Origin of the sequence: Escherichia sp. WS1118 (assembly GCF_046487695.1) — a bacterium.
In the GTDB taxonomy this organism is placed as follows: domain Bacteria; phylum Pseudomonadota; class Gammaproteobacteria; order Enterobacterales; family Enterobacteriaceae; genus Escherichia; species Escherichia coli.
In genome coordinates, this window is sequence record NZ_JBJQIZ010000008.1 from 167632 (window position 1) to 188807 (window position 21176).

At 37.9% G+C, this 21176-nt stretch carries 21 protein-coding genes; 13 read left to right on the plus strand and 8 right to left on the minus strand.

All coding sequences use genetic code 11. From position 1 onward, the window contains the following. Window positions 1-129: 129 nt before the first annotated feature. Window positions 130-399 carry a hypothetical protein gene (locus tag ACJHYO_RS15230; RefSeq protein WP_085455399.1) on the plus strand — a complete coding sequence of 90 codons (270 nt, stop codon included), beginning with the start codon at window positions 130-132 and terminating at the stop codon, window positions 397-399. An 83-nt stretch (window positions 400-482) separates the two neighbouring features. Then, complete coding sequence (locus ACJHYO_RS15235) at window positions 483-854, plus strand: hypothetical protein (RefSeq protein ID WP_085455398.1); 372 nt, start codon at window positions 483-485, stop codon at window positions 852-854. A 151-nt stretch (window positions 855-1005) separates the two neighbouring features. Here the strand turns inward: ACJHYO_RS15235 and ACJHYO_RS15240 are convergent, their stop codons facing one another. Then, window positions 1006-2679: a hypothetical protein gene (locus ACJHYO_RS15240; RefSeq protein ID WP_137569846.1), complete on the minus strand. Its 1674-nt coding sequence runs from the start codon at window positions 2677-2679 to the stop codon at window positions 1006-1008. A 343-nt stretch (window positions 2680-3022) separates the two neighbouring features. Between ACJHYO_RS15240 and ACJHYO_RS15245 the strand changes: the two genes are divergently transcribed. From ACJHYO_RS15245 to ACJHYO_RS15270, 6 genes are all read left to right on the plus strand, one after another. Continuing rightward, a complete protein-coding gene (locus tag ACJHYO_RS15245; protein ID WP_085455396.1) occupies window positions 3023-3526 on the plus strand; it encodes a hypothetical protein in 504 nt (167 codons plus the stop codon). A gap of 87 nt (window positions 3527-3613) precedes the next feature. Further along, on the plus strand, window positions 3614-6247 hold the full coding sequence (locus ACJHYO_RS15250) for a DotA/TraY family protein (RefSeq protein ID WP_170988207.1): 2634 nt from the start codon (window positions 3614-3616) through the stop codon (window positions 6245-6247). Window positions 6248-6705: 458 nt separating this feature from the next. Further along, on the plus strand, window positions 6706-7440 hold the full coding sequence (locus ACJHYO_RS15255) for a hypothetical protein (protein WP_001607561.1): 735 nt from the start codon (window positions 6706-6708) through the stop codon (window positions 7438-7440). Window positions 7441-8321: 881 nt separating this feature from the next. Next, window positions 8322-8699, plus strand: a complete 378-nt coding sequence (locus ACJHYO_RS15260) for a hypothetical protein (protein ID WP_077776442.1) — start codon at window positions 8322-8324, stop codon at window positions 8697-8699. 210 nt (window positions 8700-8909) lie between these two features. Further along, window positions 8910-10163 carry a hypothetical protein gene (locus tag ACJHYO_RS15265; protein ID WP_064238354.1) on the plus strand — a complete coding sequence of 418 codons (1254 nt, stop codon included), beginning with the start codon at window positions 8910-8912 and terminating at the stop codon, window positions 10161-10163. A 225-nt stretch (window positions 10164-10388) separates the two neighbouring features. After that, entirely contained in the window at window positions 10389-10670 is a 282-nt protein-coding gene (locus tag ACJHYO_RS15270) for a hypothetical protein (RefSeq protein ID WP_072018577.1), read from the plus strand. Between the two features lie 68 nt (window positions 10671-10738). On the opposite strand, the gene ACJHYO_RS15275 is transcribed toward ACJHYO_RS15270, so the two are convergent. From ACJHYO_RS15275 to ACJHYO_RS15290, 4 genes are all read right to left on the minus strand, one after another. After that, a complete protein-coding gene (locus ACJHYO_RS15275) occupies window positions 10739-10936 on the minus strand; it encodes a transposase (protein WP_077572384.1) in 198 nt (65 codons plus the stop codon). Window positions 10937-11005: 69 nt separating this feature from the next. Beyond that, window positions 11006-11440, minus strand: a complete 435-nt coding sequence (locus ACJHYO_RS15280) for a hypothetical protein (protein ID WP_085455394.1) — start codon at window positions 11438-11440, stop codon at window positions 11006-11008. Between the two features lie 111 nt (window positions 11441-11551). After that, the gene (locus tag ACJHYO_RS15285; protein WP_001773957.1) at window positions 11552-12028 is read right to left on the minus strand and encodes a hypothetical protein; all 477 of its coding nucleotides are present in this window, start codon (window positions 12026-12028) and stop codon (window positions 11552-11554) included. A 113-nt stretch (window positions 12029-12141) separates the two neighbouring features. Beyond that, on the minus strand, window positions 12142-12483 hold the full coding sequence (locus tag ACJHYO_RS15290) for a hypothetical protein (protein WP_410232502.1): 342 nt from the start codon (window positions 12481-12483) through the stop codon (window positions 12142-12144). A gap of 369 nt (window positions 12484-12852) precedes the next feature. On the opposite strand from ACJHYO_RS15290, the gene ACJHYO_RS15295 reads away from it, so the two are divergent. Together ACJHYO_RS15295 and ACJHYO_RS15300 are read left to right on the plus strand one after the other, a co-directional pair. Next, complete coding sequence (locus tag ACJHYO_RS15295) at window positions 12853-13383, plus strand: lipoprotein (protein ID WP_085455392.1); 531 nt, start codon at window positions 12853-12855, stop codon at window positions 13381-13383. A gap of 10 nt (window positions 13384-13393) precedes the next feature. Then, window positions 13394-13669 (plus strand): hypothetical protein, encoded by a 276-nt coding sequence (locus ACJHYO_RS15300; RefSeq protein WP_085455391.1) that lies wholly within the window; start codon window positions 13394-13396, stop codon window positions 13667-13669. Window positions 13670-13710: 41 nt separating this feature from the next. On the opposite strand, the gene ACJHYO_RS15305 is transcribed toward ACJHYO_RS15300, so the two are convergent. Further along, the gene (locus tag ACJHYO_RS15305; RefSeq protein WP_085455390.1) at window positions 13711-15585 is read right to left on the minus strand and encodes a P-loop NTPase fold protein; all 1875 of its coding nucleotides are present in this window, start codon (window positions 15583-15585) and stop codon (window positions 13711-13713) included. A gap of 59 nt (window positions 15586-15644) precedes the next feature. Continuing rightward, entirely contained in the window at window positions 15645-17135 is a 1491-nt protein-coding gene (gene mobQ / locus ACJHYO_RS15310; RefSeq protein WP_085455389.1) for a MobQ family relaxase, read from the minus strand. 645 nt (window positions 17136-17780) lie between these two features. Between mobQ and ACJHYO_RS15315 the strand changes: the two genes are divergently transcribed. The 3 genes from ACJHYO_RS15315 (at window position 17781) to pilV (ending at window position 20556) form a co-directional block, all read left to right on the plus strand. Then, a complete protein-coding gene (locus ACJHYO_RS15315; protein WP_085455388.1) occupies window positions 17781-18086 on the plus strand; it encodes a conjugal transfer protein TraD in 306 nt (101 codons plus the stop codon). A gap of 396 nt (window positions 18087-18482) precedes the next feature. Then, window positions 18483-19040: a type 4 pilus major pilin gene (locus ACJHYO_RS15320; protein ID WP_059227193.1), complete on the plus strand. Its 558-nt coding sequence runs from the start codon at window positions 18483-18485 to the stop codon at window positions 19038-19040. Between the two features lie 52 nt (window positions 19041-19092). After that, the gene (gene pilV, locus ACJHYO_RS15325; RefSeq protein WP_085455387.1) at window positions 19093-20556 is read left to right on the plus strand and encodes a shufflon system plasmid conjugative transfer pilus tip adhesin PilV; all 1464 of its coding nucleotides are present in this window, start codon (window positions 19093-19095) and stop codon (window positions 20554-20556) included. A 142-nt stretch (window positions 20557-20698) separates the two neighbouring features. On the opposite strand, the gene ACJHYO_RS15330 is transcribed toward pilV, so the two are convergent. Next, window positions 20699-21145: a VOC family protein gene (locus ACJHYO_RS15330; RefSeq protein ID WP_001773947.1), complete on the minus strand. Its 447-nt coding sequence runs from the start codon at window positions 21143-21145 to the stop codon at window positions 20699-20701. Between the last annotated feature and the right edge of the window lie 31 nt (window positions 21146-21176).

Here is a 21176-nt window from a genome sequence, read left to right on the forward strand (position 1 = left end):
AGCACAGAGATAAAGATCTTTTCAATAAGAAGTTAAATAATTATTGGTAAAATCATAAATAAAAATATATTTGATTTTTACGCTTGCGATAGAGTATTAAACAGTAATAAATAAAAAAAGGAAAATATAATGAATAATATCAAAATGATCACACTCTTTCATCCACATGACAAAACACCATTTATGATCTGTATTGTAAGCAAAGTAGAAGATACAGAACACGGATTGAAATTAACCCTAGAAAACGGCAACAACATTTGTGTCAATAATTATAGTCATTATCTGTTATCAGAGTCTGCAAGTCGTTGCGATAAACACAGGTTAAAGAATATTTATATTCGATTGGTTTCAGAACTCACGCAGATGAGTGAAGAAACTATAAAATCACAGATGTTATAAAACACCTATAAAATATAATAAATATTTTTGATATTATTATTAGTTGCATGGTATTAAATAAAAACAATAACAGGAAAAATATCATGCGAAAAATAAAAACAAAAATCTACTTGCCTACAGCTTTGACAGGAAACATGGATAAACACTATATCCCTGTTTTAGAGGATTTAAGAAAAGCGATATACAGCGACAGAATGTTATCAAGGCTTGCAGATAGCGGTAGTATTGTTATCCATAGTTCAGTTGGGTATCCGGTTGCTAAATACAAAAATACGGGGATTAGCATAGGTATAGAACCATTGAATCCAATGATAAGACAAGATCTGACTCTTGGATATATCGTGGTCGTCAGAAACGGAAAAGCATCACAGGAGATTAATGGTTTACTTAACAGATCATTGCCAAAAGCGATAGGCATCTTTAAAATTCATATTAAGGAGCATGAGGAATATTGAGGTGGAATATGATAAAATACCTTTTCTGTGAAATTGGTAAGATAAATATTTTTATTATTTTAACAAGGAATATGTATATTGTTTTAATATAATGAACTTAACTTTATCTTAGCGAATTAAGTTCATTAGAAAAACTATTAATACTATTTATTTATTTGGTTAGGGTATATAAAAATTTTAGCATCCAATGAACAGGTTTATCAACAGGATAAATACCAAAAAGGAGTCCATCTTGTGTCATCCAGATAGGGTTAATCAGTAATAACGCTAGGGAGAATACACTGGCGAGTAACAAGCTTAAAAACCATTTACTACGCAAAATTCCTTTATCAAGGCTCCACATTAATAATTGTTTATTCAAGCGCCATCTTACCCATAAGCGTCGCCAAGCATACCCCAACGCGGGTATTATTATTGCTATAATTATAATTAATACTCCACAATGCTGTATAATCAATTTAAGAGAAGATAATAACTCTTGTTGAGTATTCCATTTGCTAATAGGTGTCATATAAATGTTTTTTGCATCTTGCTCCCAATAGCGATTAAACGCGGTATAGATCGGCATAACCATGTACATTATAAATGAACTGATAATAGCCCATTTAAAAACTGACCAGCGTTGAATTGCGGACATTATAGCCTTAAGACTGTTTAAGGTTTCATCAAGATATGTTGTAGTAAATCCCCGGTTCAGTTCTTCACGTAGTGTTTCCCCGGATTTTCCACTTCTGTTAGCTTCTAACATGTCTTGATGAGCTTCGGAAGCCATGAAGGTACGGATTGTTTTTCGGCTAAATGATGCGACAAAAGGATTAAGCAATTTATTTTTTGTTGCGCTATAGACAAGATTATGTAAATCGCTTTTAAGCAATAGCTCAATTACATGTCCGGCATCGAGTATCTGTGGTTTTACACCATAAATGATCCAGTGGATTTGCTGATTTCCCGCTTGAGGTAGCGAGCTGTTAAATCGAGCGAAAGGAACGGAAGCATTATAGAGAAAATTTACGTGGTATCCTTCGTCATTCACACTGTCCTTCAGCAGCTTAACCTCACCAAATTGAGCAAGTTTGGGAATACCTGCTTTGTAAAGGCCATCTTTAATAAACGTTGGCACGTCATGTTTGAAAAATACCAACTGATACTTTGGTACAGCTATACTATTCAATTGTGTAATCTGTGTTATCTCTCCGGTGCCTTTACATGGAGAACACTGTTGATTCCCGGAACCACTACAATGATTACACCTTCTCCGTCCACTGGAACCGCAAGATGAGCAGCCTTCATAATAGCTCTCAGTGCGTGTTTGCTTAGAGTAATGATCATAATAGCTACGTTGAGCCATTACCTGACCACTACCACCACAACTAAAGCATGTAGTCTTTCCTGAGCCATGACAACTGGAACAATTGACCTGCCCGCGACCATTGCAGCCAGAGCAGTTTTCCGTGAGGCAAAGGTGTTGAGGATGGGAATATATTTTGGTTTCATCACAAATCTGTCCATAAGAATGCGAAAGGAGTAATGAACGAGCCTCCCTCAACGTTTCTTGCCGTGAAAGTACAGCACGGGTCTCTGCTTTGAGCGCTTCGGCGTATTGAAGCAGATTGAAAAAGATAAGCTTATTTCGTGTTGCTGTAACCCGTCCTGCTTGACTGTGCCTTATAGCTTCAACGCGAAAATCAAGCCGTAAATTAATCTGATAGTCGAAATCAATTTGTTCCTGAAGTGTTAAAACCAGTTTATCATGATGTAGCCGTGTAGATGTTTCGACGAAGTTTTGTATGGTGGAAGTACAGGATGATAGCCAAGCTGCTGTCATAATTTTTCCCTAAATGAAACAAGTAGCAATAGAGCAAATATTACAGAGTTATTTTTTGTAATCAATAAAATAATTCATTGAGATAATGAATGTTTGTTAATGATGAAATAAAAAGAGACCTGATTTCGTATTCAGGTCTCTTTACAGAGTATAAATAAAATATCTTGGAGTAATTATTTATTTACTCTTTAATATTAACTATAAAATAAAGTGATTGTCAAATTTAAAGTTGCTGTTCTATTGATTATTTTTACAATATTTAATATATATTGAATAAGCCCTTTTATTTACAACCAATTAAATATATGAGGTGGCGAGAAATAAAATCAATAAAGGAGTAAAAATGAATAGAAGAAAATATGTTTTATTTTCACTGTGTTCCATCGTATTTATGGCGACAACAGCCAACGCTGCTGTTTGCTCACCCGCTATGGAAACCGCAGTAAAACAAGCTCAATATAACGCGATGAAAATCGATGCAGCTCAACTGGAACCCATAGCCGAAGGGTTTATGGCAAACATAAATAGTTCCTTAGATACTATTGGTTGCACCGATGTATGGCCTACTGGAAGTATCGGCATAAACCTGCCAAGTTTCGATACTATAATCAGAAAAGCAAAAGAAGCAGCAATAAGTAAAGCCTGTTCGATTGCCAGAGAAAAAATGAATTCTGTAATGGGGAATATATCGGAAAGTGTTTCTTTTGATGTTCCGGGTATGGGGAATATTGCAGGGGGTAGCATTTCAACAGGAACAGGATCAACTGCGGGAGGAAGCATTAATGTTAATGGAAACCCCACAACAGGTTCTGATGTATGGAACAGTATCAGTGATGTGATGAAGTAAAATATAAAAAATGTAACTCACTTGGTGCGTTGCATAAAAAAGGGAGAAAAAATGAAAATAAAAATGGAGCAATGCTCTTTGAATATCATGAGGACAGGATACATCGCGGTAGCTATTCTTTTTATGTGTTTGCTGATTACGCAAAATGCATACGCAGCAGATTTATTTACGGTTCCTGATACGGATAAATCAAAGCTATGGTTCTTGGATGTTTTATTTCCTGAGAATTTAGCCCAAAGCCCGTTAGCCAGCACAATGACAATCCTCAACAGTGCCGTTTTATTGGTTGGAGGGATTTTGGCAGCATACACGCTAATAGCCGGAACGATGTCAACGGCGCATGATGGCGAAATGCTGGGTAAGAAATGGTCCTCTATGTGGCTTCCTGTCAGGACAGCGTTAGGAACCGCAATGATACTTCCCGCAGCCGGTGGGTTCTGTGCAGCTCAGGTTATGGTGTTATGGCTGATAAATCAGGGTGTAGGTCTTGCCGATACGGTCTGGAATACGTATGCCGCAAATCCATCAGATGGTGCTGTTATCACCACGTCAGCGTCCTATCAGGAACTTGACCGCATAGCAAAGACGGCATTCATAAATAATGTTTGTATGTTGAAGGCAGGCCAGCTATGGAAAAAATCGCATGAGAGTGCGTTGTTTCCCGGTGTTATGCCTGTGTTTGAAATGACATCGGAAAAAGGAAAATATTTATACCGATACAATTACGGTGCTAATAATGTTGGTAATGAAATGAATAAAAACTTACTGGTATCCAAATCAGCGTGTGGAAGCATCACATTGACAGACCCAGAGGCTAAAGCGTCTTACGATGAACAGGTTCAAGCTCACGCTCAGGCGACTATCGCATCAGGTGGAATGTATATGAGCTACATGCCGCAGGAAATCAAAACCAATATATCAGCCGTTGTTGAAGCTCATAATACAGCTTTTATTGCCCTGAATAACAATATGATGACACTGGCAGAAAAATATGTCGCTGATAATAACATCGATATTCAGTCTGATATAAACAGTGCAACTGCTACCTACGTTTCTGTTATCGATACGGCGGTCAGAACTGCATTTTCTACAGGCAACCAGTGGGATGACTTCAAGGATAACGTCCAGAAAGACGGATGGTTCATGGCAGGGGCATGGAGTATGAAGTTGATCCGCATTCAGGATGCGATTAATGGTGCTGCTCACAATCTTCCTGTCGCGGGACAACAGAGTATGGAATATGGCGATATTTTTAATAGCCTGAATGCTGTAATGGCAAAGGTGTCTCACGACATGGCGAGATCGACGACGGCCTCTAGATACGCGAATGGTATTGATGCGCAAAACCGAACAGAAGCCAATACCGCTGGTAAGGGGGGTCAGGGGTCTAAAACAGATGATGCCAGTAAAATAATCACTTCACTCAAGAGTGAAGCAGATAAGAGTATTTCTGGCGCAATGGCTGGTTTCCTGAGTTCAAGCGTAATCAATGGCAGAAAACAAGGAAAACTCGTCGCATTTTCAACAGATACAACGGCAGCAAATTTACAGGCTATCAACCCCCTGTTAGCCGTTAAAGGCCTTGGCGATACACTCAGTACCGCCGGGTGGAGTTTATTAGGTGGCTCTGCTGTTGTTGGTGCAGGTCTTGGGATATGGACGTCGTTTACTGCAAACTGGTTGTCTGGAGCCTTTGGTGCAATTGGCGTGGTTATGCCACTGGTGATCCCGCTATGGGTTGCTGGTGCTACATTAGCTGTTGTTATTCCAATGCTGCCATACGTCATGTGGTTTGGCGTCTGTGTGGGCTGGATGATTCTGTGCCTTGAAGCAATGGTGGCAGCACCATTATGGGTAATTACACATTTACATCCAGATGGTGATGGTGTGGTAGGACGAGGCGGTGCTGGCTATGGTCTGGTGCTGTCGTTAACTATGCGCCCGGCACTGATGGTAACGGGACTAATAGCCGCTTATACGATGCTTCCGATACTTGGTGGGGTGATTAATGAAACGTTCTCCGGCGCGTTCGGTATGATGTCAGCCAACGCCGGGATTAGCATCATAGAATCACTGGCCCTGATTGCTGTTTACATTGCGCTGATGTTTACGGTTGTGAAGAAATCGCTTTCGCTGATCCATGTTATTCCAGATGAAATTATGAAGTGGCTTGGCGTTCATAGTGGTCAGAGCATGTCGGGTTATGCTCAGTCGGCATCGAAAGGTGTGGAATCGGCAGTATTGGCAAAAACAGTATTAGATCAGTTATCACATTCTTCGAACGCGTTAGGTAACCAGATCAGAAACGGGCAAATGAATAAAGACCGTGAACAACAACGTGAGCTTCAACAGCAGCAACAAGTTCAACAAGGGAAAGCTCAGGCTTCCAGTAGATCCAGTGATACTGGATCTGCATTCCGCACCCATATGAGTAATGCAGGACCGCTTGATCAGCAGGATGAATATCAATCTCTTGAAAGTGCCAACTCTGCTTACAGTGCGGCTGAGGCTGCAGATGCTGTTGGTGATACAGCGGGAGCTGCTGGTTATATGGATGTCGCTCAAAAAGCTGCTAACAGAGCGGTATCTTTTGGCGAGCATAACAGGCCATTGTTGCCACTAAATCTTCAAAGTAAAGCGTCTCCTATAGAGAGTTTTAAGACTCCGGGTAAAGGTGATGGTGGCGGATCTTCTGGTGGAAGTGAAGAACCGAGTCAATGATGAATAAAGGTATTAGAGGGCTTCGGTCCTCTTTTTAATGGATTGTATCCTTCATCCTTATTGTATTTTCGCCTTTGACGTGTTTTTAGGATAAATACATCATCAACAGGGGCAATCTCTTAGAGTTGCTACACAAAATATAGTTTTCCTATCTATTTAAGAACAAAATCTATATATCTAAGTAATAAACTAACTAACTAACTAACTAACTAACTTAGTCTCAGTAGGTTTAATATGAATGTGTTGCTGTTCTTTAACAGACCCTACCGGGAGTGTTGTTAAACCTGAGAGGGGCAACATTTCTTAATTGTCATTAGTTCTTTCTTCATATTTCTGGAACGCAGATTGTATTCAAGGTATCTTTAGCGAAGTGAGAGTTTCTACATTTCATGAATGTCAAACTGAATGTTAGAAAAGGAATATCTCATATACATACGATTTATAACTCGGGAGATGACATGTTAAGAATCAATCAAATAGTAAAGATCCTTGGTGAAATGAAGGCATATGCCCCTTATACATACAAAAGTAAAACAGATAAAGTGGTTGATAAAATACATGGTAGATTAGTCAGGCTCGGGGTTTTTATCATCGCTTTACTTGCTTTATGCATTGCTTTGTATAAATTCAATAGTTGTTTTAGAACCGAGACAGTTGTAGATGTTATTTTTGGGTTGTATTTTACAGGGGTGCTAATAGGATTAGTAATAATGGCATTGCCACCTATCTTAGGAATAAAACATTTGATTGATTGGAAGAAAGAAGCTTTTAATGACTTTATTTGCGAAATATCACATGATGAAGATAACGCAAAGCGTCTTTTAGATTATTCAGAAAAAGAATTATTGTATGCGATTCACTGGATACAACTTAAGATTAATAGAATAACGATGAGAGTTAGTAGCTTTTTTGGCGAAAAAACAGCAGTACTCTCGGTATTGGGTCTCTGCTATTCGGCAGTACAGGCATCAATTGGCTTTGATAAATTAAGTCAAACATTTATTGGAGACCTTTCTAATGCGGATTCTACTAATACTATTATCATGTTTGGATTAGCACTTTTGCTGGGTATGTCATTGGGGGCATTAATGTTGAAAAAAGTTGCCAGCCACCAGTTATATCTGAAAGAAATTGTTGAGTTGGCAATAAGAATCAAGAAAGATGTCGAAAACAAAGGAGAAATATCGGAATAAGGTTAGTGTCATACATAAATATCAAACATGAGCCATGTAGAAATCATGGCTTAATTGCGTATGTTATAATATTATATTTGACAAATGAAATATTAAGATGTAAATAGAATGAAGATACAAAAAAAGCCAACTTATCAAAGTTGACTTTTTAAGGACTAAAAAAGTTTTGCCGACTTTTGAAGCCTCGTAATCAGTTAACCAGATAACATGACTACAAATATAATAAAGTATTAAATAATCTTTTTATATTTGTCAAATCTAAATCTCAACTTTTTACAAGTCTGTCAAATACCATTTCCAAAAACGAATCTAGTTCTCAAAAGCAATAACGTTAAACCTGATTGTACGGGTCTGAGAAGGTAGGAGCGAAAGTGTTTGATTCATTCTCAAGGTTATTGTCGATGCCAAAGCGGGGAGTCTGCGTAACATCAACTCGAAGCGCACATCTAAGGCTTATAAAAACAGCAGTGTAATTTTCTTTAGCAAAACGAGAAAATGTTTTTATAGCTATGATGTTGTCTATGGGAGTGCAGAAGGGTGTCGCAATATGGAAACGTATTGCAATTCTAAGTCATAGCATGAGAAGCGTCTTGTCCTATTACGTGTATAAAATTTGAAAATCTTGAGATTGTTTTGAAACTTTAATATGCGGATTAGGAGAGGCGAAGCTCTAGAAAAACCATACTACTCCTGACGGAGTTCCCTCTAAAACCCTAAATCTTTTAAAATAAATTAAATAGTAAAACTAGTACAGAAAAATATAAATCTAAAGTGATTTGTGAAAATATGCATTTTAAATGGTTTTAAAAAAACGAGTTAATTTGAAAAAAAAAATTTTAATTGTATTAAATAGATAACTTACATAATAAAGAGTCAGAAAAATGAAAAACGAAACTGAAGAAGGTTCTGTAACAAATAATAACGAGGGAAGTTTTAATGGAACCAATATTGAAGATGGAAACAAAAAAACAGATCTCGGGATTAAAAAAGAGAAAAAACAAATGGATAAAAATATGAATAAGCATGGTCGTTTAAGAAGCGTGACAGTATCGGAAAAGAAATTTCTTGATGATGCAGTGTGTGAGGCAACGAAAGTGAAAGGTAAAAATCTTACCAAAGAAGAACGAAGAAAGGTATTGTGTGTTGCTCGTGAACAAATTTGTTCTCAGCGTAAAGCTAATCAGATTAAAAGTGAAAAAACTAAAGCAAGACATGCTGTAGTGTTTGAATGGAAACGCCCTGATTCTTTTCGTCGCTAAAAAACTCCATCCGAATTTGTTTAAATATTATAAATCGACATGGCAATTCTCTTAATGATGATTCAGGAGTGAATATATTAATCTGAGTTGGTTTTAAAATCTATGCTTTTTAAAAACGATAAGGGATCATTAAGCATAGTCAGAACAATTGACAATTCATTTTTAATTTATTAATTAATAAAGAATGTAATGAATTAAAGGGAGTGTGTGATGAGTCATGGTAATTTCAAAATAAAAAGAATAGCAGCGACTTCGATTTTGTGTTTTTCTGTTCTGTATTCAAATACAGCTTTTGCTGTCTGGCCCGTCACGGAAGAAGTATTGACACCTTACGTAATGGGGGCATCCCCTCAATCTATGGGAAATGGAATGATTGAGACATTAGTCTCAATGAATGACAAACTTGCACAGGCTAATATTACTGCTAATGAGAATCAAAAGAACTCTGTTATAAGCAATGCAAACCAAGCTATTCAGGAGCAAAGAATGCAAAATATCCTTAAGCGAATTCCAGATGCTAATGCTTGTGAGGAAGCTACAGCAGCAGGAGGTAGAGGGTCGGCAGGATCAAACACAAGCTCAGCTAAAGCTGCTTTAGCTGAAAATAGTGTGAAAATGTTTACGGGAGCAAGCACCGGTATAAATGAGGCTAAAAATAACGTGATGGGCCGAGTCTCAATTGAAGTCTGTTCTGACGAGGATGTGAAATACAACAGAGGTGGATGTAGTTCTATTGGTGCATATGCTGATAAAGATAAATCTGCTACCTCACTCACCACACCACCGTTATCCATATCTGATGCTCAGGGGAATAAAGTTTCAAACCAATCTTATGATGTTAAACAGATGAAAGTGGCTGATGCTGCTAAGCGAAATCTGATTGGTAATTTACCGCTACAGCAGCTAAACGACAGGAGTCTTGAAGATACGAAAGAAGGACGCGAATACCTGTCAGCATTCTCGAGTTTTGTTGCCAGAAGCACAGCGGGAACTAATGCTGTTGATTCTATTCTGGCAATAAAGAAATCTGGTGATGTATCAGTAAACTCAAGAGGGGTAAATATCGGCTCAGGACTGGGTGCTACAGCAGGAGCAAGTCAGGCGTGGACTGATGCGTCTGTGAAAACCAAGTATGCGACATTATTCCCCGGAGCAGAGTTCCCGTCTAAACCTTCGGAATGGGAAATGTTGAGATATGAGATCTATTCTCGCTATGCGGATACTACTGGTGCTGATGCATGGCAGGTCAAGATCAGCAGTACAGATGAAAAAGAAACCGCACATGAGCAGGCAAGAATGCAGGCCATTGATTTAAGATTACAGATGCTTCTAATAGAAAGAACAGAAGACACAAATATTTTATTAGCAGCTCTATTAGGGCAGCAACTACAACCTGTTGATAAGGTGATGTTGAATAACCTGAAAATCAATGCGACAAAATCAACACAGGCAGCAACGAAATAATAATTTATAAGGTTAATATGGAAAATAAAAAATGTAAAAAGATGATCTCAATAAAAACGATACTCATGAAGAAAAAACTATGGATGAAATTTCCGTTTTTACCTTGTTTTTCTACCTGTTATCTGCGTGATGATAACCATCATCAGTGGAAAACTGTGTTATTTCTATTGGGTGTTTTTTGGATAAATATCGTAAAAAAAGTAATGTTAAGTCAGAGATGTTTGTATGAAAATAACAAGCGAAAATATTTTTTATGTTAGTGGTAATGCTAAAGAAGCTGTAATTTCAAGATATTTTTATTTTTTACTTGAAGATAATGTATCATCTTATGATGACGATAGTGACTATTTTATGTTGTATAAATATATTTCCTTTTCTTATAGTGAATGCAACAGATTAGATGCTTTTATTCATTCATTAATATCAAAAAGTGATCTTAATTTTATTCGAGCACTAGAGGATTATAGGGCTTATAGATCCAGAAAAGATTTTAAAGTTATTTTGTAAAGAGCGTAAATAATGAGTTATTTTTGTTCTAAAGATATATTTAAAAAAGGCACTTCGAAAGAAATACATCAAATGATTACAGGAAAGTTGCCACCTATTGATGGAGCGTATATATGGCATGGTCGTGGGCTAAACTTATCTCTTTTGCGCAATGATGTTTCTTCAACACCAAAACGTTCAGCGATACGACGTGCGCCATCGTGTCCGGCAAGATAATGATTAACGGCAGCTAATCTGGTTTCGAGAGAATATTTTGGCTTTGCCACAAAAAACTGCACCTTAATCAGTTGGGTGTCCAACTTTTGGGGCGCAGTCCATTATGCTGAGGCTTATTTTTAAGGTCTCGGTCTTCTTAGCTTAACTGGAGAGATATTTTCTACACCATGCTCTTTCTCTAAATATTCGAATAATTTCACTTTTTCCTCGTCGTGAAGGTTGTCGTATTCCTCATTAGAATCTTCAATTTTTTGGTATGGGGATATGTCCTTGAGTTTATCGGGTGAGCCGTCTTTGAATTTGGCTACTTCTGCCTTGTAAATGGGAATACTACTGTAGTTCAACTTATAGCATTCCAGAATAGCGGCTTTTTCATCATCAGGAAAGCTGTTCTTGTATGTTAAACCTACAGTGTCGTAAATAATATACATATAGCTCATTTCTGATTTATCTATTTTTCCTTTAATAACTTCACTGGGAGCAATATTGCTCATAAGATATTTTGGAAGGACGATTAGCTGTACAACATACCGAGGATTAGAAACGATGGTCATATTGAACGTTCCATAAGGTGAGTGAATTTTAGACGTATTTGTAGGAGACACAGTAGAGAAGTGTCTTATTGAAATTTAATTGAATGTTATGAAAAAATACTTAGTTTCTTCTTATGTCTTGTTCTTTATCTCGCGCTCTGGGTAAGGGAATTTTAAGCAATTAGCTTCTGGTGTAAGGCCACCATCATTGACCCATTTCCACCATTTCTCTTTGTATTCTTCAACCGAACAGTAATCTTTCTGGTGTTGAATTTCGTCTAAGATGCTTTCTTTTTTTTCAGGCCATTGCTCTTGAAGGCGATTTAACGTTCTCTCAAATATATTTACCTTCATGATCAATTTAAAAGAAATTGCTTTTTGTTCTTCCAAACGCTGCTCATAATCAGCAATAGCCTTTTTATGACTGTTGATTGTATTATTCAACTGCACCTGTATTCTACTAACCCTGTCATTAGCCATAGATGCTTCAAACTGAGCTTGCTGAGAGTTCAGTCTGGCCTCATTAGCCTGTTGATATGAATCTACTATCTCTCTGTTGCGTTGTGCTGCATTATAATCATAATTCCAGAATGGATTTTTTCCAGACATAAATAAACCTCATTATTAAATATTACATGTGTATATAATTAAATATTAATTTCTAAAAAAGCAAATATATTTGCGGTTTCCTTTATAAAAGAATTAACATTTTATGTTTTATTTTATATACTGTTAAATATCTGCTCATCAAATATGTTAATCCATCTCTCACAAACTCTTTCATTGTCTTCCGACCTAACAGTAAACTTCCATAAAGCATTGTTGCTTCCAGATGTGAGAATACAGATCTCTGCCTCACCGAAATCAGTGTTTTGTAATGTGTAATTAATTTCCCGGATTTGGTCATAGTCATATGCGGCATTCATGCAAGATACATTATTGAATAGCCGCACAAAACATTTATTCAGATCAATGGAGAATCCTGACTGTTCATAGACATATGATAAAACAGCACTGTCAGACATTGTTTGAATGCTGCCGGTTTCCTTGTCGATGACTTCCATATCCACCTCACCAGATCCTACTGAACGACCTACGCGAAGCATATCATTTTGTGAACAGATCTCAATAAAATGATCGATATAAAAGATCGATAATTGATTATTGATAGGTTTTGACGATTGATTGTGCGTTTTCGAGCGGTGATTAATTGTTATAATCGATCGAATATCTATTTATGATAGTTAATAACTATCACGTGGTCGTTTTTGATCGTTTTAAACGATATGACGAGACGCTAAAAGAATTGAATCCTATCAATTGGTTAAGCGGTGGTTTTGCCATGTGATATCAGCCGGATCCCGCAACAACTCTAGCCCTGACCGAATTAGGTCAAAAATTTAGGCACTTTGATTATCAGGATGGATAAGCAGATGAAGAAGATTTTACTTGTTGTAGGCGCAGCTCTGGCACTGGCGGGATGTGGTGAGAAAGGTGATTTTGAGAAAGCGATCAATGCCAAGATTGGGCAGGATAAATACTGCTTCTCGCTGGATAACAATAACACCAGTTTCCCCATCCGTCTTGCCAAGCCACTACTTGATTCGACTGGCACAGGGACCAATTCATTGATCCTCGACGGTTTTATTGAGCAGGGCCTGATGGTTTTTGAACAGGGCTATGACTCGAACGTATTAGGGATAACAGAGGAAGGCAAAAAAGCCAAAGTCTGGAGCACAGCAGACGGTGCCTGTGTTGGTCGTCGTGCTGTTGACGAGATTAAGGAATGGACTGAGCCGGGAAACGGTAATCAGAAAGTAGTTCGCGTGACTTATACGTGGAAGCTGGTTGACGTTCCGGGCTGGATTGACAAAAAAGCCTTCGCCAGCGTTAAAGGGATGAATGAACCTGCTGATGCTGCAATGAATCTTGTTAAAACAAGTAATGGCTGGAAAGCCAATTAAGGAAACCAATATGGAAAACAATACCATCAAATGCCCGTTCTGTTTCAAAGAGAGCCAGCGTGGGGTTCACGTCTGCACAGGCTGTTTAGCAACGGTGTTATATGGCACTTATCCCGGCTGGTATGCTTTCGTGATCATCCTGTTGTCTTTTGGCATGTCTTTTCTCATTGGCATCTCTACAGGTATGGCTGGAGCTACTATCAGTTTGCCAGTAATCGCTGCTGTTGGGTTTGTCGCAGGTAAAGCAATTTTCTCTGATAATGTTGTGTTCAGGAGAAGGATGTAATTTTTAAGGGGCTGGACATTTTATTGACCAGCCCCAGAATTTTAAACATCAGGCACTGAAGATAGGAGTGCTATTATTTCCTTAATGGTAGTATCAAGTTGTTCTATGAAATGCCTTTTTAGCATAGTCAGATGGGGTATTTCTTGCGAGATTATATTTTGTAACTCAATCCAAAACGCCTCTTCAACTTTCAAGTAATTATATGCTCTCAGACCATTGAGAGTATCTCTTGAAGTATAACGTTCCTCTATAATGTGATTAAAGTAAGATGTTATGTGATTACTTGATTGCAATAAGACCTTCATTAAGTCTTCAGCATTTAATTTATTGAAAAATGGCTCAAATTGATTTTCAGTATATAAAATATTGATCAGCTCATCCTTGTTTCCTTGCGAAAGATATGTAAATATTTCATTTGCTCTGATGATTTCTGCTTGGTGCTTTAATTTGTCAGAGATAGATTTGCGTTCAGACCTGAGTAAATTAAATAGTTTTCTAAAGTCTTCATCTGAATCATTGTAGTAGCTATAGCCAGTATTGTTTCCAAATACTATATCTTCATTAGAGCGATTGTCCAAAATAGCCCAGCCGTCTTTATAGGTTTTAATGTATTCATAAACTGTATTGTTTATTTCATCGATTCCCTTGCTAATTAGAGCATTTTTTGAGAAGTAAATGATTAAGGCTAATTTATGTAAGTAAACCTGATGCTCTTCCTCCTGAAGAGAGTCGAACTCCAAAACTAGCTGATTGGTAAGAGAAATAAACTGTTCTTCATTCAGTGTGCTAAAATTCCATAATTTGAACCAGAGGGGATGTTCATTGTTTTTTTGTCGTTTAAAATAAACAAGCTCATCAGTTGCTGACTTTAAATTACTTGCATCACCCTTGAACAAAATATCAGCCCATAGATCACCTGCATACAAATTTCTGTAGCTAATGTCATATTTATAAAATACATTATTAGAACCATCGCTATTGGTTTTTCCATTTTTGAATGGTTCATTTTTTCTTAATTCACTCTCGCTTAACTCACCACTTTTAATTTCTAATGATAAGGCAAAGAAAACGCGTATTAAAAGCGATGAATACTCGTCATTTTTAAGTTGTTCTTCATCGATATAATTTGCAATGTATCCAAAATCTAAAATACTTTGCTTAATTTTTCTGAGATTTGTATCATCTGAGCGTATATAGATATTTTTAATGACATCCCTATGTCTCTTTAATGGCTCACATTCTGATTCATTGAGGAAACTATCCAAAACATTATCAATATTATGTTTTATTTGGAATGTTTTACCTATAACTTTTTCTTTAAATTTTGAATAAACATCCTTAGTTTTATCCTCGGATGATTTATCCTTTTCATGTAGGATTTTTTCATTAGCTATGAGAATGACTTTAACCTTTGAAATTTCTACAAGATAATTAACATACCCAAGAATTTCTTTTAACGGGATATCAGTGCGCTCAAGATCATCTAACGCGATAATTATTTGTCCGGTATCCGTATTAGTGGAGAATATTTCGCTGAATTTTATTTTATCTAAACTTGCATTAATATCTACATCTGATTTGCTATCACCGTTTATATCTATCTTACAACCGAGCTTTAATGCTCCCTTTAGAATATTACCTGCTAACTTGGTATATCGGTGGCCTAATAGTGGATGTAATGATTGGAAAATCATTTCATCAATGCTGGATGTGGTTTTAAAACCGAACAAACTTATTTTTATTATTTTATTTCCAGACTGATTATCAATGGCGTTTTTATTATATTCCTTTATGAAACTTTCTATAAAATGGGTTTTTCCCGCTCCCCACCCACCAGTAATCATGAAAGCATATTCTGGAGTGTTTGTATTTAAATAATAATTTAAATTATCAATTATATGATTATTAAGATCCATTTTTAACAAACCATTCGATGTAGAGTGGTTTTACATTCTATATCAAAAGTATTTGGTTGTCATTTGCTCTTAGTGATATTAGAGCCTGATGGTTTGAGTTTTAGAAATTTTACCCCCTTCATTAGTTCGGGAGGTAATGAAGGTGATGCCCCATTATCGTAATCACTAACGGATTTAACGCTATTAATACGACTTGGGAAACGCCTTATCTCATCCGGTGTTGGCTTGCAATCATCTTGGTTAAACTTAGCTCGTTTCTCATATTCAGCACGTGGAACAGGGTGACCTAATACTTCGTCAAAGACATAGTTTTCAGCAATACGCTTGTCATGATCAGCATCAATGGTATCGGGTTTCCTTCTCGCCCATACAAATCTCTCTTTGAAGAAGTCCACGATGAGCAGTGTAAAACGTTTAAACAAACCGTTCTGGCGAGGCTTAGTCTGCTTTCTGATATGTATAGGAGCACGGTTCATCGCTCTGGTGTTTTGAAGAGATGGTGTTTTCAATTTAGTGGATGCAGTTGGTTCAGGAACAACCAGAACAGGGGATTTCTTCCCTGAAACATTTACTTTACTGACCTTACTGGGATCACGGTAAGATTTTGCTGCTGGTCTTCTGCTTGTGGTAGGTGTCTCCATAGCAGGTTGCTGTTCTACTGTTGCAGGGGAGTCTGGAAGAACAATCTCTTCGGGTTCAGCAAGATGTGTAATCGTAAAGCTTCTGACATCAACCACGATCTCCAGTGGTAGCTCACTGAATGTGGTGTAGATCTTCTTTGCTTCCTCAATTTGATGATCGCGTTGAGCTTGTTCAGCAGAGCGCTGTTCCTGTGACTCGGCGTCATTCCATTTAGCACGATGAACACGTTGCATTGCCGGACGGTTTGTTTCCGTTGCTTTGGCAAGCCAGAATGCTTTCTCTTCAGCGCTGAATGCTTCTTCTGCCTGAGCAAGGGCATCAGCACATTGAGTTCTGAGAGAACGGTGATCGATACGTTCTTCACAGCCTGCGGCTTCAAGGTAGCTGTTTGACATCGTGGCCCATGACTCACGCCATTGGATCATTATCTTCTTATCATTCCAGCTTCTGTCTTTTTTACCGAAGCCAGCAGCGGTGATAGTTTTCAGGGTTAACATGACATGAGCATGGGGATTCTTACCATTCAAATCGTGGAATGCGATATCAGCAATCATTCCTTTATCAACAAAGTTCTTCTGGCAGTATTCGGCAACTAATTTTTTCTTGTCATCGTTGTTGAGTTCTACGGGAATAGCGACATCAAAATAACGGGCTGTTTGACCATTGTTCTGGCGTTCCACTCTTTCAACTTCATTCCAGAGTGCTGAGGAGCTTTCAATAATATGAGCAGGTGTGGAAACAGGGGCTAATATAATATGACCATGAAGATCTGTTCTGTGGCTGAAATCAAATGTTTCGCCAATGCGATCATCTGTAATACGTGTACGGGCATGGTAGGCCGCTTTTGCAACGGAAGTCATGCCCTCGCTTCGTTTCACAATTTTAAAATCCAGATGAAAAATCGCCATTAAAAATATAACCTCAAATATATAAGCTGCTGTTAGTTTTTCGTAAGAAAAACTTCGGGGTTGACGTTGACCTTGGTTTTGCTTTTAGCCTGCGGCAGGCAACCGTCGGTAGACCCCACACACTGCGTAGCAGTGTATAGGTGGGCATTGTCTTTAAGAAAATAAGGCAATGTAAAATGCCCCTCTTATTAATTAATACGAAATATATGTATGGTTGTAAAATAATACGCCGGAATAAGCGGCGCAAACTGGATTAAAGGTGTAGGTTTCACGTCCACAGAACAAAAAGAGTAAAGAAAAGGCCCGTAAGGGCAAAAGAGGTATTAATTATTCCCGCCGTAAGGCGGGATAGCTAAATTTGATGGAAAAAACCAATAAAACAGAGAGTGTTATGTGTTGCACAATTCACAGGTTGAGGTGAAAATATAGAGTTAAAAATTGATAGGTGAAAATAAAATCACGAATGCGTAAAAATAAGTAACGCGGAGAGTGCCAGATATTTTTAGTTAGTAATTACTATCGTATGTGTTGCATTATTTTGTTTATGGATGCTCCAAATCTATTTTATCTGACAAAATCGTGTAAATTTGACGTTATTCATCTTTGTGATAATTAAATACGTGTAAACAACAAGAGGTGATAACTATGGATAATGAAATTAAAAAAACAAGAACAGAAAAAACATTAAAACAAAAGGTGGCTTTTGCTCAGCTTGAACTTAACCGACTTAAGTCTCTAGAAAAATCAGAACGAAAGAAAGTTGAAACCCGGCTAAAGATTATACTTGGTGCGGAAGTAGCTAAAGCTATGCATTGCGATATCGAACAGGTGGATAAGGAACTTGTCATGGGGATTTTGCTTTCAGTTTCTGACCTGAATGATATTGAAAGAATAAAGTATATAAAAGCAGGGAGATGGTTTCTTGCTCAAATGGATGGAAGACAAAAATAAAAAAACTAAATTTATTTTGCTTCAGGTATTGATATCTAATTATTATCTGTTATCTATATAAAAGAACAGAACACAGGATCATCCTTTATTAATATTTTTTCCTTTTTAATCATGCGTTCTGTTTGACCAGTAATCTGTTAATTTTTATCTTTATGTAGTGAACGTCATTATTACTTTTTTATCAGATATGATAAATATCCCATGAGGAAGTAGTAATGACAGTAGTAGTGATAACAAATGTTGTTTTTAAATCTCCCGGGAGGCAAAGAGAAATCTTTGCCTTTTTTAATTCATCCGTCTATCAGATAGAGTTAAATATATCTTGCTCTTTCTATTGCCAGATAGGAGAGAAGCGTTATAACAGGAGTTATCATTAAAACAAAAAAGGAGATAATAATGGTTTTATTAAATAACAAAAGAAAAAGCAAGAAAGGTTTCTCACTACTCGAACTATTACTTGTTTTAGGCATCATTGCTGCATTAGTGGTAGCGGCTTTTATCGTTTATCCCAAGGTTCAGGCTTCACAAAGAGCGCAGGCAGAATCCAATAACATTGCCACCATACAGGCAGGTGTTAAAGCGTTATACACGTCGGCATCAAGCTTTACTGGCCTGACAAATACTGTGGCTGTTCAGGCAAAAATCTTCCCTGACAATATGTTAAGTGGGTCAGGAACGGCAGCTAAACCCATCAATGCCTTTAAAGGTAATGTGACGCTGGTGGCTACAGCTACAGGTCCGTCATCAGCAGCGGGCTCTTCTTTCACTATCACATACGATAATGTGCCAGCAGCGGAATGTGTGAAAATTGCGACAGCGGCAGCAGGTAATTTTTACATTACTACGGTTGGAACCAAGGTTGTTAAAGCTGCTGGAGGAACACTCGATGTGGCAGCTACGGCAGCAGCATGTACGAATGCCACAAGTAATACATTAGTTTTCACGTCTATTTAATGAAGAGGGCGCAGGCCCTTTTCATTCTTATTGCTAAAACAGGGAGATAATTATGATAAAGAAAAAAGGATTTACCTTACTGGAAGTGACTATTGTGTTAGGTATTGGAACGCTTATCGCTTTTATGAAGTTTCAGGATATGAGAAACGATCAGGAAGCGGTATTGGCTGATAATGTCGGAACACAGATTAAACAGCTTGGTGAAGCGGTTAACCGCTATATCAGTATTCGCTATGACAAGATATCCACACTGTCATCATCCAATAATCAAAGCAGCGATCCGGGGCCAAGAACCTGTTCGGCTGCTGGTTGTGAAATCACTTACCAGACGTTAATTAATGAAGGTCTGTTGCCTGTAGGCTATACAGGAACTAACGCGCAAAAAGCATCCTACAAGATTGTGTTAAAGCGTTCAGGAGCAGCGCCTGATTACGTCATTAATGGCCTTATAACAACAACCAGTCCGTGGACAGAAGGAAAGAACATTCGCTATGACCTGTTAGGAAAAGCGGTTCAGGCGGCAGGTGTTGATGGTGGGATGAGCAGAAACACCAAGATAGCTTCCGGCTATGGTGGTCAGTGGAGTGAGAACTCTAACAGCTACAATAACATTACGGGTGGTGGATTACTGGCTTACCGCGTAGGGTATAACTCTTCAATGTATTCTGTTTATCTGCGTCGTGATGGAACGTTGCCTATGACGGGTGATCTAAATCTTGGTGGGAAGAGCATCAAAAACATCAAAGACATTACGGCATCAGGGACAACAACAACGGGAGAACTAAAGACAACGGGTAATGCGTCTGTTGCATCAGATCTGACAGTCGGTGGAACCTCTACCCTTAATGGTCCTGTAAATATCAACAACAACCTGAAGGTAAAATCCGATACCTATCTGAACACGCTATCTACAACCGGACTGGCTAAGTTCGGAGGACGTATAGCAACCAACGGACTTAATCCAAACGATTTGCCTGCTGGGTGGGCTGGCGGTGTTCGCACCTATGATTTATATGCGTCAGGGACTGTTGGTGCTGGAACAGGGAAAACAGTTAAAGCTTACATGAACAATGCGGGTAATATTTACGCGTCAGGTAATCTAACTGCCGGAACGATAAAATCTAATGGCACAATGGAATCAACTGGCAGAATCAAGGTTGGTGAATATCTTCATTTGAATGGTCAGGCAACGTTAAATGCGAAATGTACGCCTAATGGTCTGGTGGGGCGAGACAGTACAGGTAGAGTCTTATCGTGTGTTAACGGTAAATGGCAGACAGCAAGCGGTGATGGCCTGAAAGGTATTTTTATAACAATAACCGATCAAACATCTGGATATAAATGTGTAATACCAAATAGTGATACAGGTGCATGTGCCTGCCCGGGATCAACGTATAGTCCTCAGTTTGGTTATATATCTGGAACACTTATTGCGGAATATGATGAACGTCGTTGTAGTGGTAGTAAGAACGAGCACTGTTATAGTAATTTCAGAAGGTTATATGCATGTAAATAAAAGTAGTATACAGAATTGATTTTGTATTAATTATTTGAATCAAAAATGCACGACATAGTAAGAATTAAATGTGTTGTGCATTTTGATTTCAACAGCCTACTTTAACCGAAAAGAGGAGTTGAACGATGATCTGACGATTTCTTTACAGTTTCTGTGCTATATCCCAGATAAAACCAAATGGGTCTTTCACACGGGCTTTTAAATCACCCCAGAACATTTCAGCAGGTTCATTTAGAACAGTCGAGCCAGCTTCAACCATTTCATTTACCAGAGTGATCATATCATCTACATACATATAAAAAATAAAGGGAGGCATAGCTCCCGAAGTATTTGGGCTTTTCAGGTCGGAATCCCATCCTTCCTTATTTATGGTGAAGTTTGTGCCACGGTAACGGATACGAGCAAATAATACATCACCACCATCACCCTCAAGTTCAGAAATTACCACCATCTTCATTACTTCAGTGTAAAAATTAATAGCTGCTTTTACATCAGGGACATTTAGTGCTGTTGTCAACCATGTCAGCCCCATACCTTCCCAAGGATGTGGGCGATTTTCTACGTTATTGAACCAGTCCAGTTTACTCATTTCATTTTTCTCCTTAAAAACAGCATATTCA

Bases quoted from the DNA above. Each gene is read 5' to 3' on its own strand.
- mobQ (WP_085455389.1), bottom strand. From the start codon at position 17,135: ATGGCGATTTTTCATCTGGATTTTAAAATTGTGAAACGAAGCGAGGGC.
- ACJHYO_RS15290 (WP_410232502.1), bottom strand. From the start codon at position 12,483: ATGGAAGTCATCGACAAGGAAACCGGCAGCATTCAAACAATGTCTGAC.
- ACJHYO_RS15255 (WP_001607561.1), top strand. From the start codon at position 6,706: ATGTTAAGAATCAATCAAATAGTAAAGATCCTTGGTGAAATGAAGGCA.
- ACJHYO_RS15330 (WP_001773947.1), bottom strand. From the start codon at position 21,145: ATGAGTAAACTGGACTGGTTCAATAACGTAGAAAATCGCCCACATCCT.
- ACJHYO_RS15240 (WP_137569846.1), bottom strand. From the start codon at position 2,679: ATGACAGCAGCTTGGCTATCATCCTGTACTTCCACCATACAAAACTTC.
- ACJHYO_RS15270 (WP_072018577.1), top strand. From the start codon at position 10,389: ATGAAAATAACAAGCGAAAATATTTTTTATGTTAGTGGTAATGCTAAA.
- ACJHYO_RS15295 (WP_085455392.1), top strand. From the start codon at position 12,853: ATGAAGAAGATTTTACTTGTTGTAGGCGCAGCTCTGGCACTGGCGGGA.
- ACJHYO_RS15320 (WP_059227193.1), top strand. From the start codon at position 18,483: ATGGTTTTATTAAATAACAAAAGAAAAAGCAAGAAAGGTTTCTCACTA.
- ACJHYO_RS15285 (WP_001773957.1), bottom strand. From the start codon at position 12,028: ATGTCTGGAAAAAATCCATTCTGGAATTATGATTATAATGCAGCACAA.
- ACJHYO_RS15280 (WP_085455394.1), bottom strand. From the start codon at position 11,440: ATGACCATCGTTTCTAATCCTCGGTATGTTGTACAGCTAATCGTCCTT.
- ACJHYO_RS15250 (WP_170988207.1), top strand. From the start codon at position 3,614: ATGAGGACAGGATACATCGCGGTAGCTATTCTTTTTATGTGTTTGCTG.
- ACJHYO_RS15305 (WP_085455390.1), bottom strand. From the start codon at position 15,585: ATGGATCTTAATAATCATATAATTGATAATTTAAATTATTATTTAAAT.
- ACJHYO_RS15235 (WP_085455398.1), top strand. From the start codon at position 483: ATGCGAAAAATAAAAACAAAAATCTACTTGCCTACAGCTTTGACAGGA.
- ACJHYO_RS15260 (WP_077776442.1), top strand. From the start codon at position 8,322: ATGAAAAACGAAACTGAAGAAGGTTCTGTAACAAATAATAACGAGGGA.
- ACJHYO_RS15265 (WP_064238354.1), top strand. From the start codon at position 8,910: ATGAGTCATGGTAATTTCAAAATAAAAAGAATAGCAGCGACTTCGATT.
- ACJHYO_RS15230 (WP_085455399.1), top strand. From the start codon at position 130: ATGAATAATATCAAAATGATCACACTCTTTCATCCACATGACAAAACA.
- pilV (WP_085455387.1), top strand. From the start codon at position 19,093: ATGATAAAGAAAAAAGGATTTACCTTACTGGAAGTGACTATTGTGTTA.
- ACJHYO_RS15315 (WP_085455388.1), top strand. From the start codon at position 17,781: ATGGATAATGAAATTAAAAAAACAAGAACAGAAAAAACATTAAAACAA.
- ACJHYO_RS15300 (WP_085455391.1), top strand. From the start codon at position 13,394: ATGGAAAACAATACCATCAAATGCCCGTTCTGTTTCAAAGAGAGCCAG.
- ACJHYO_RS15245 (WP_085455396.1), top strand. From the start codon at position 3,023: ATGAATAGAAGAAAATATGTTTTATTTTCACTGTGTTCCATCGTATTT.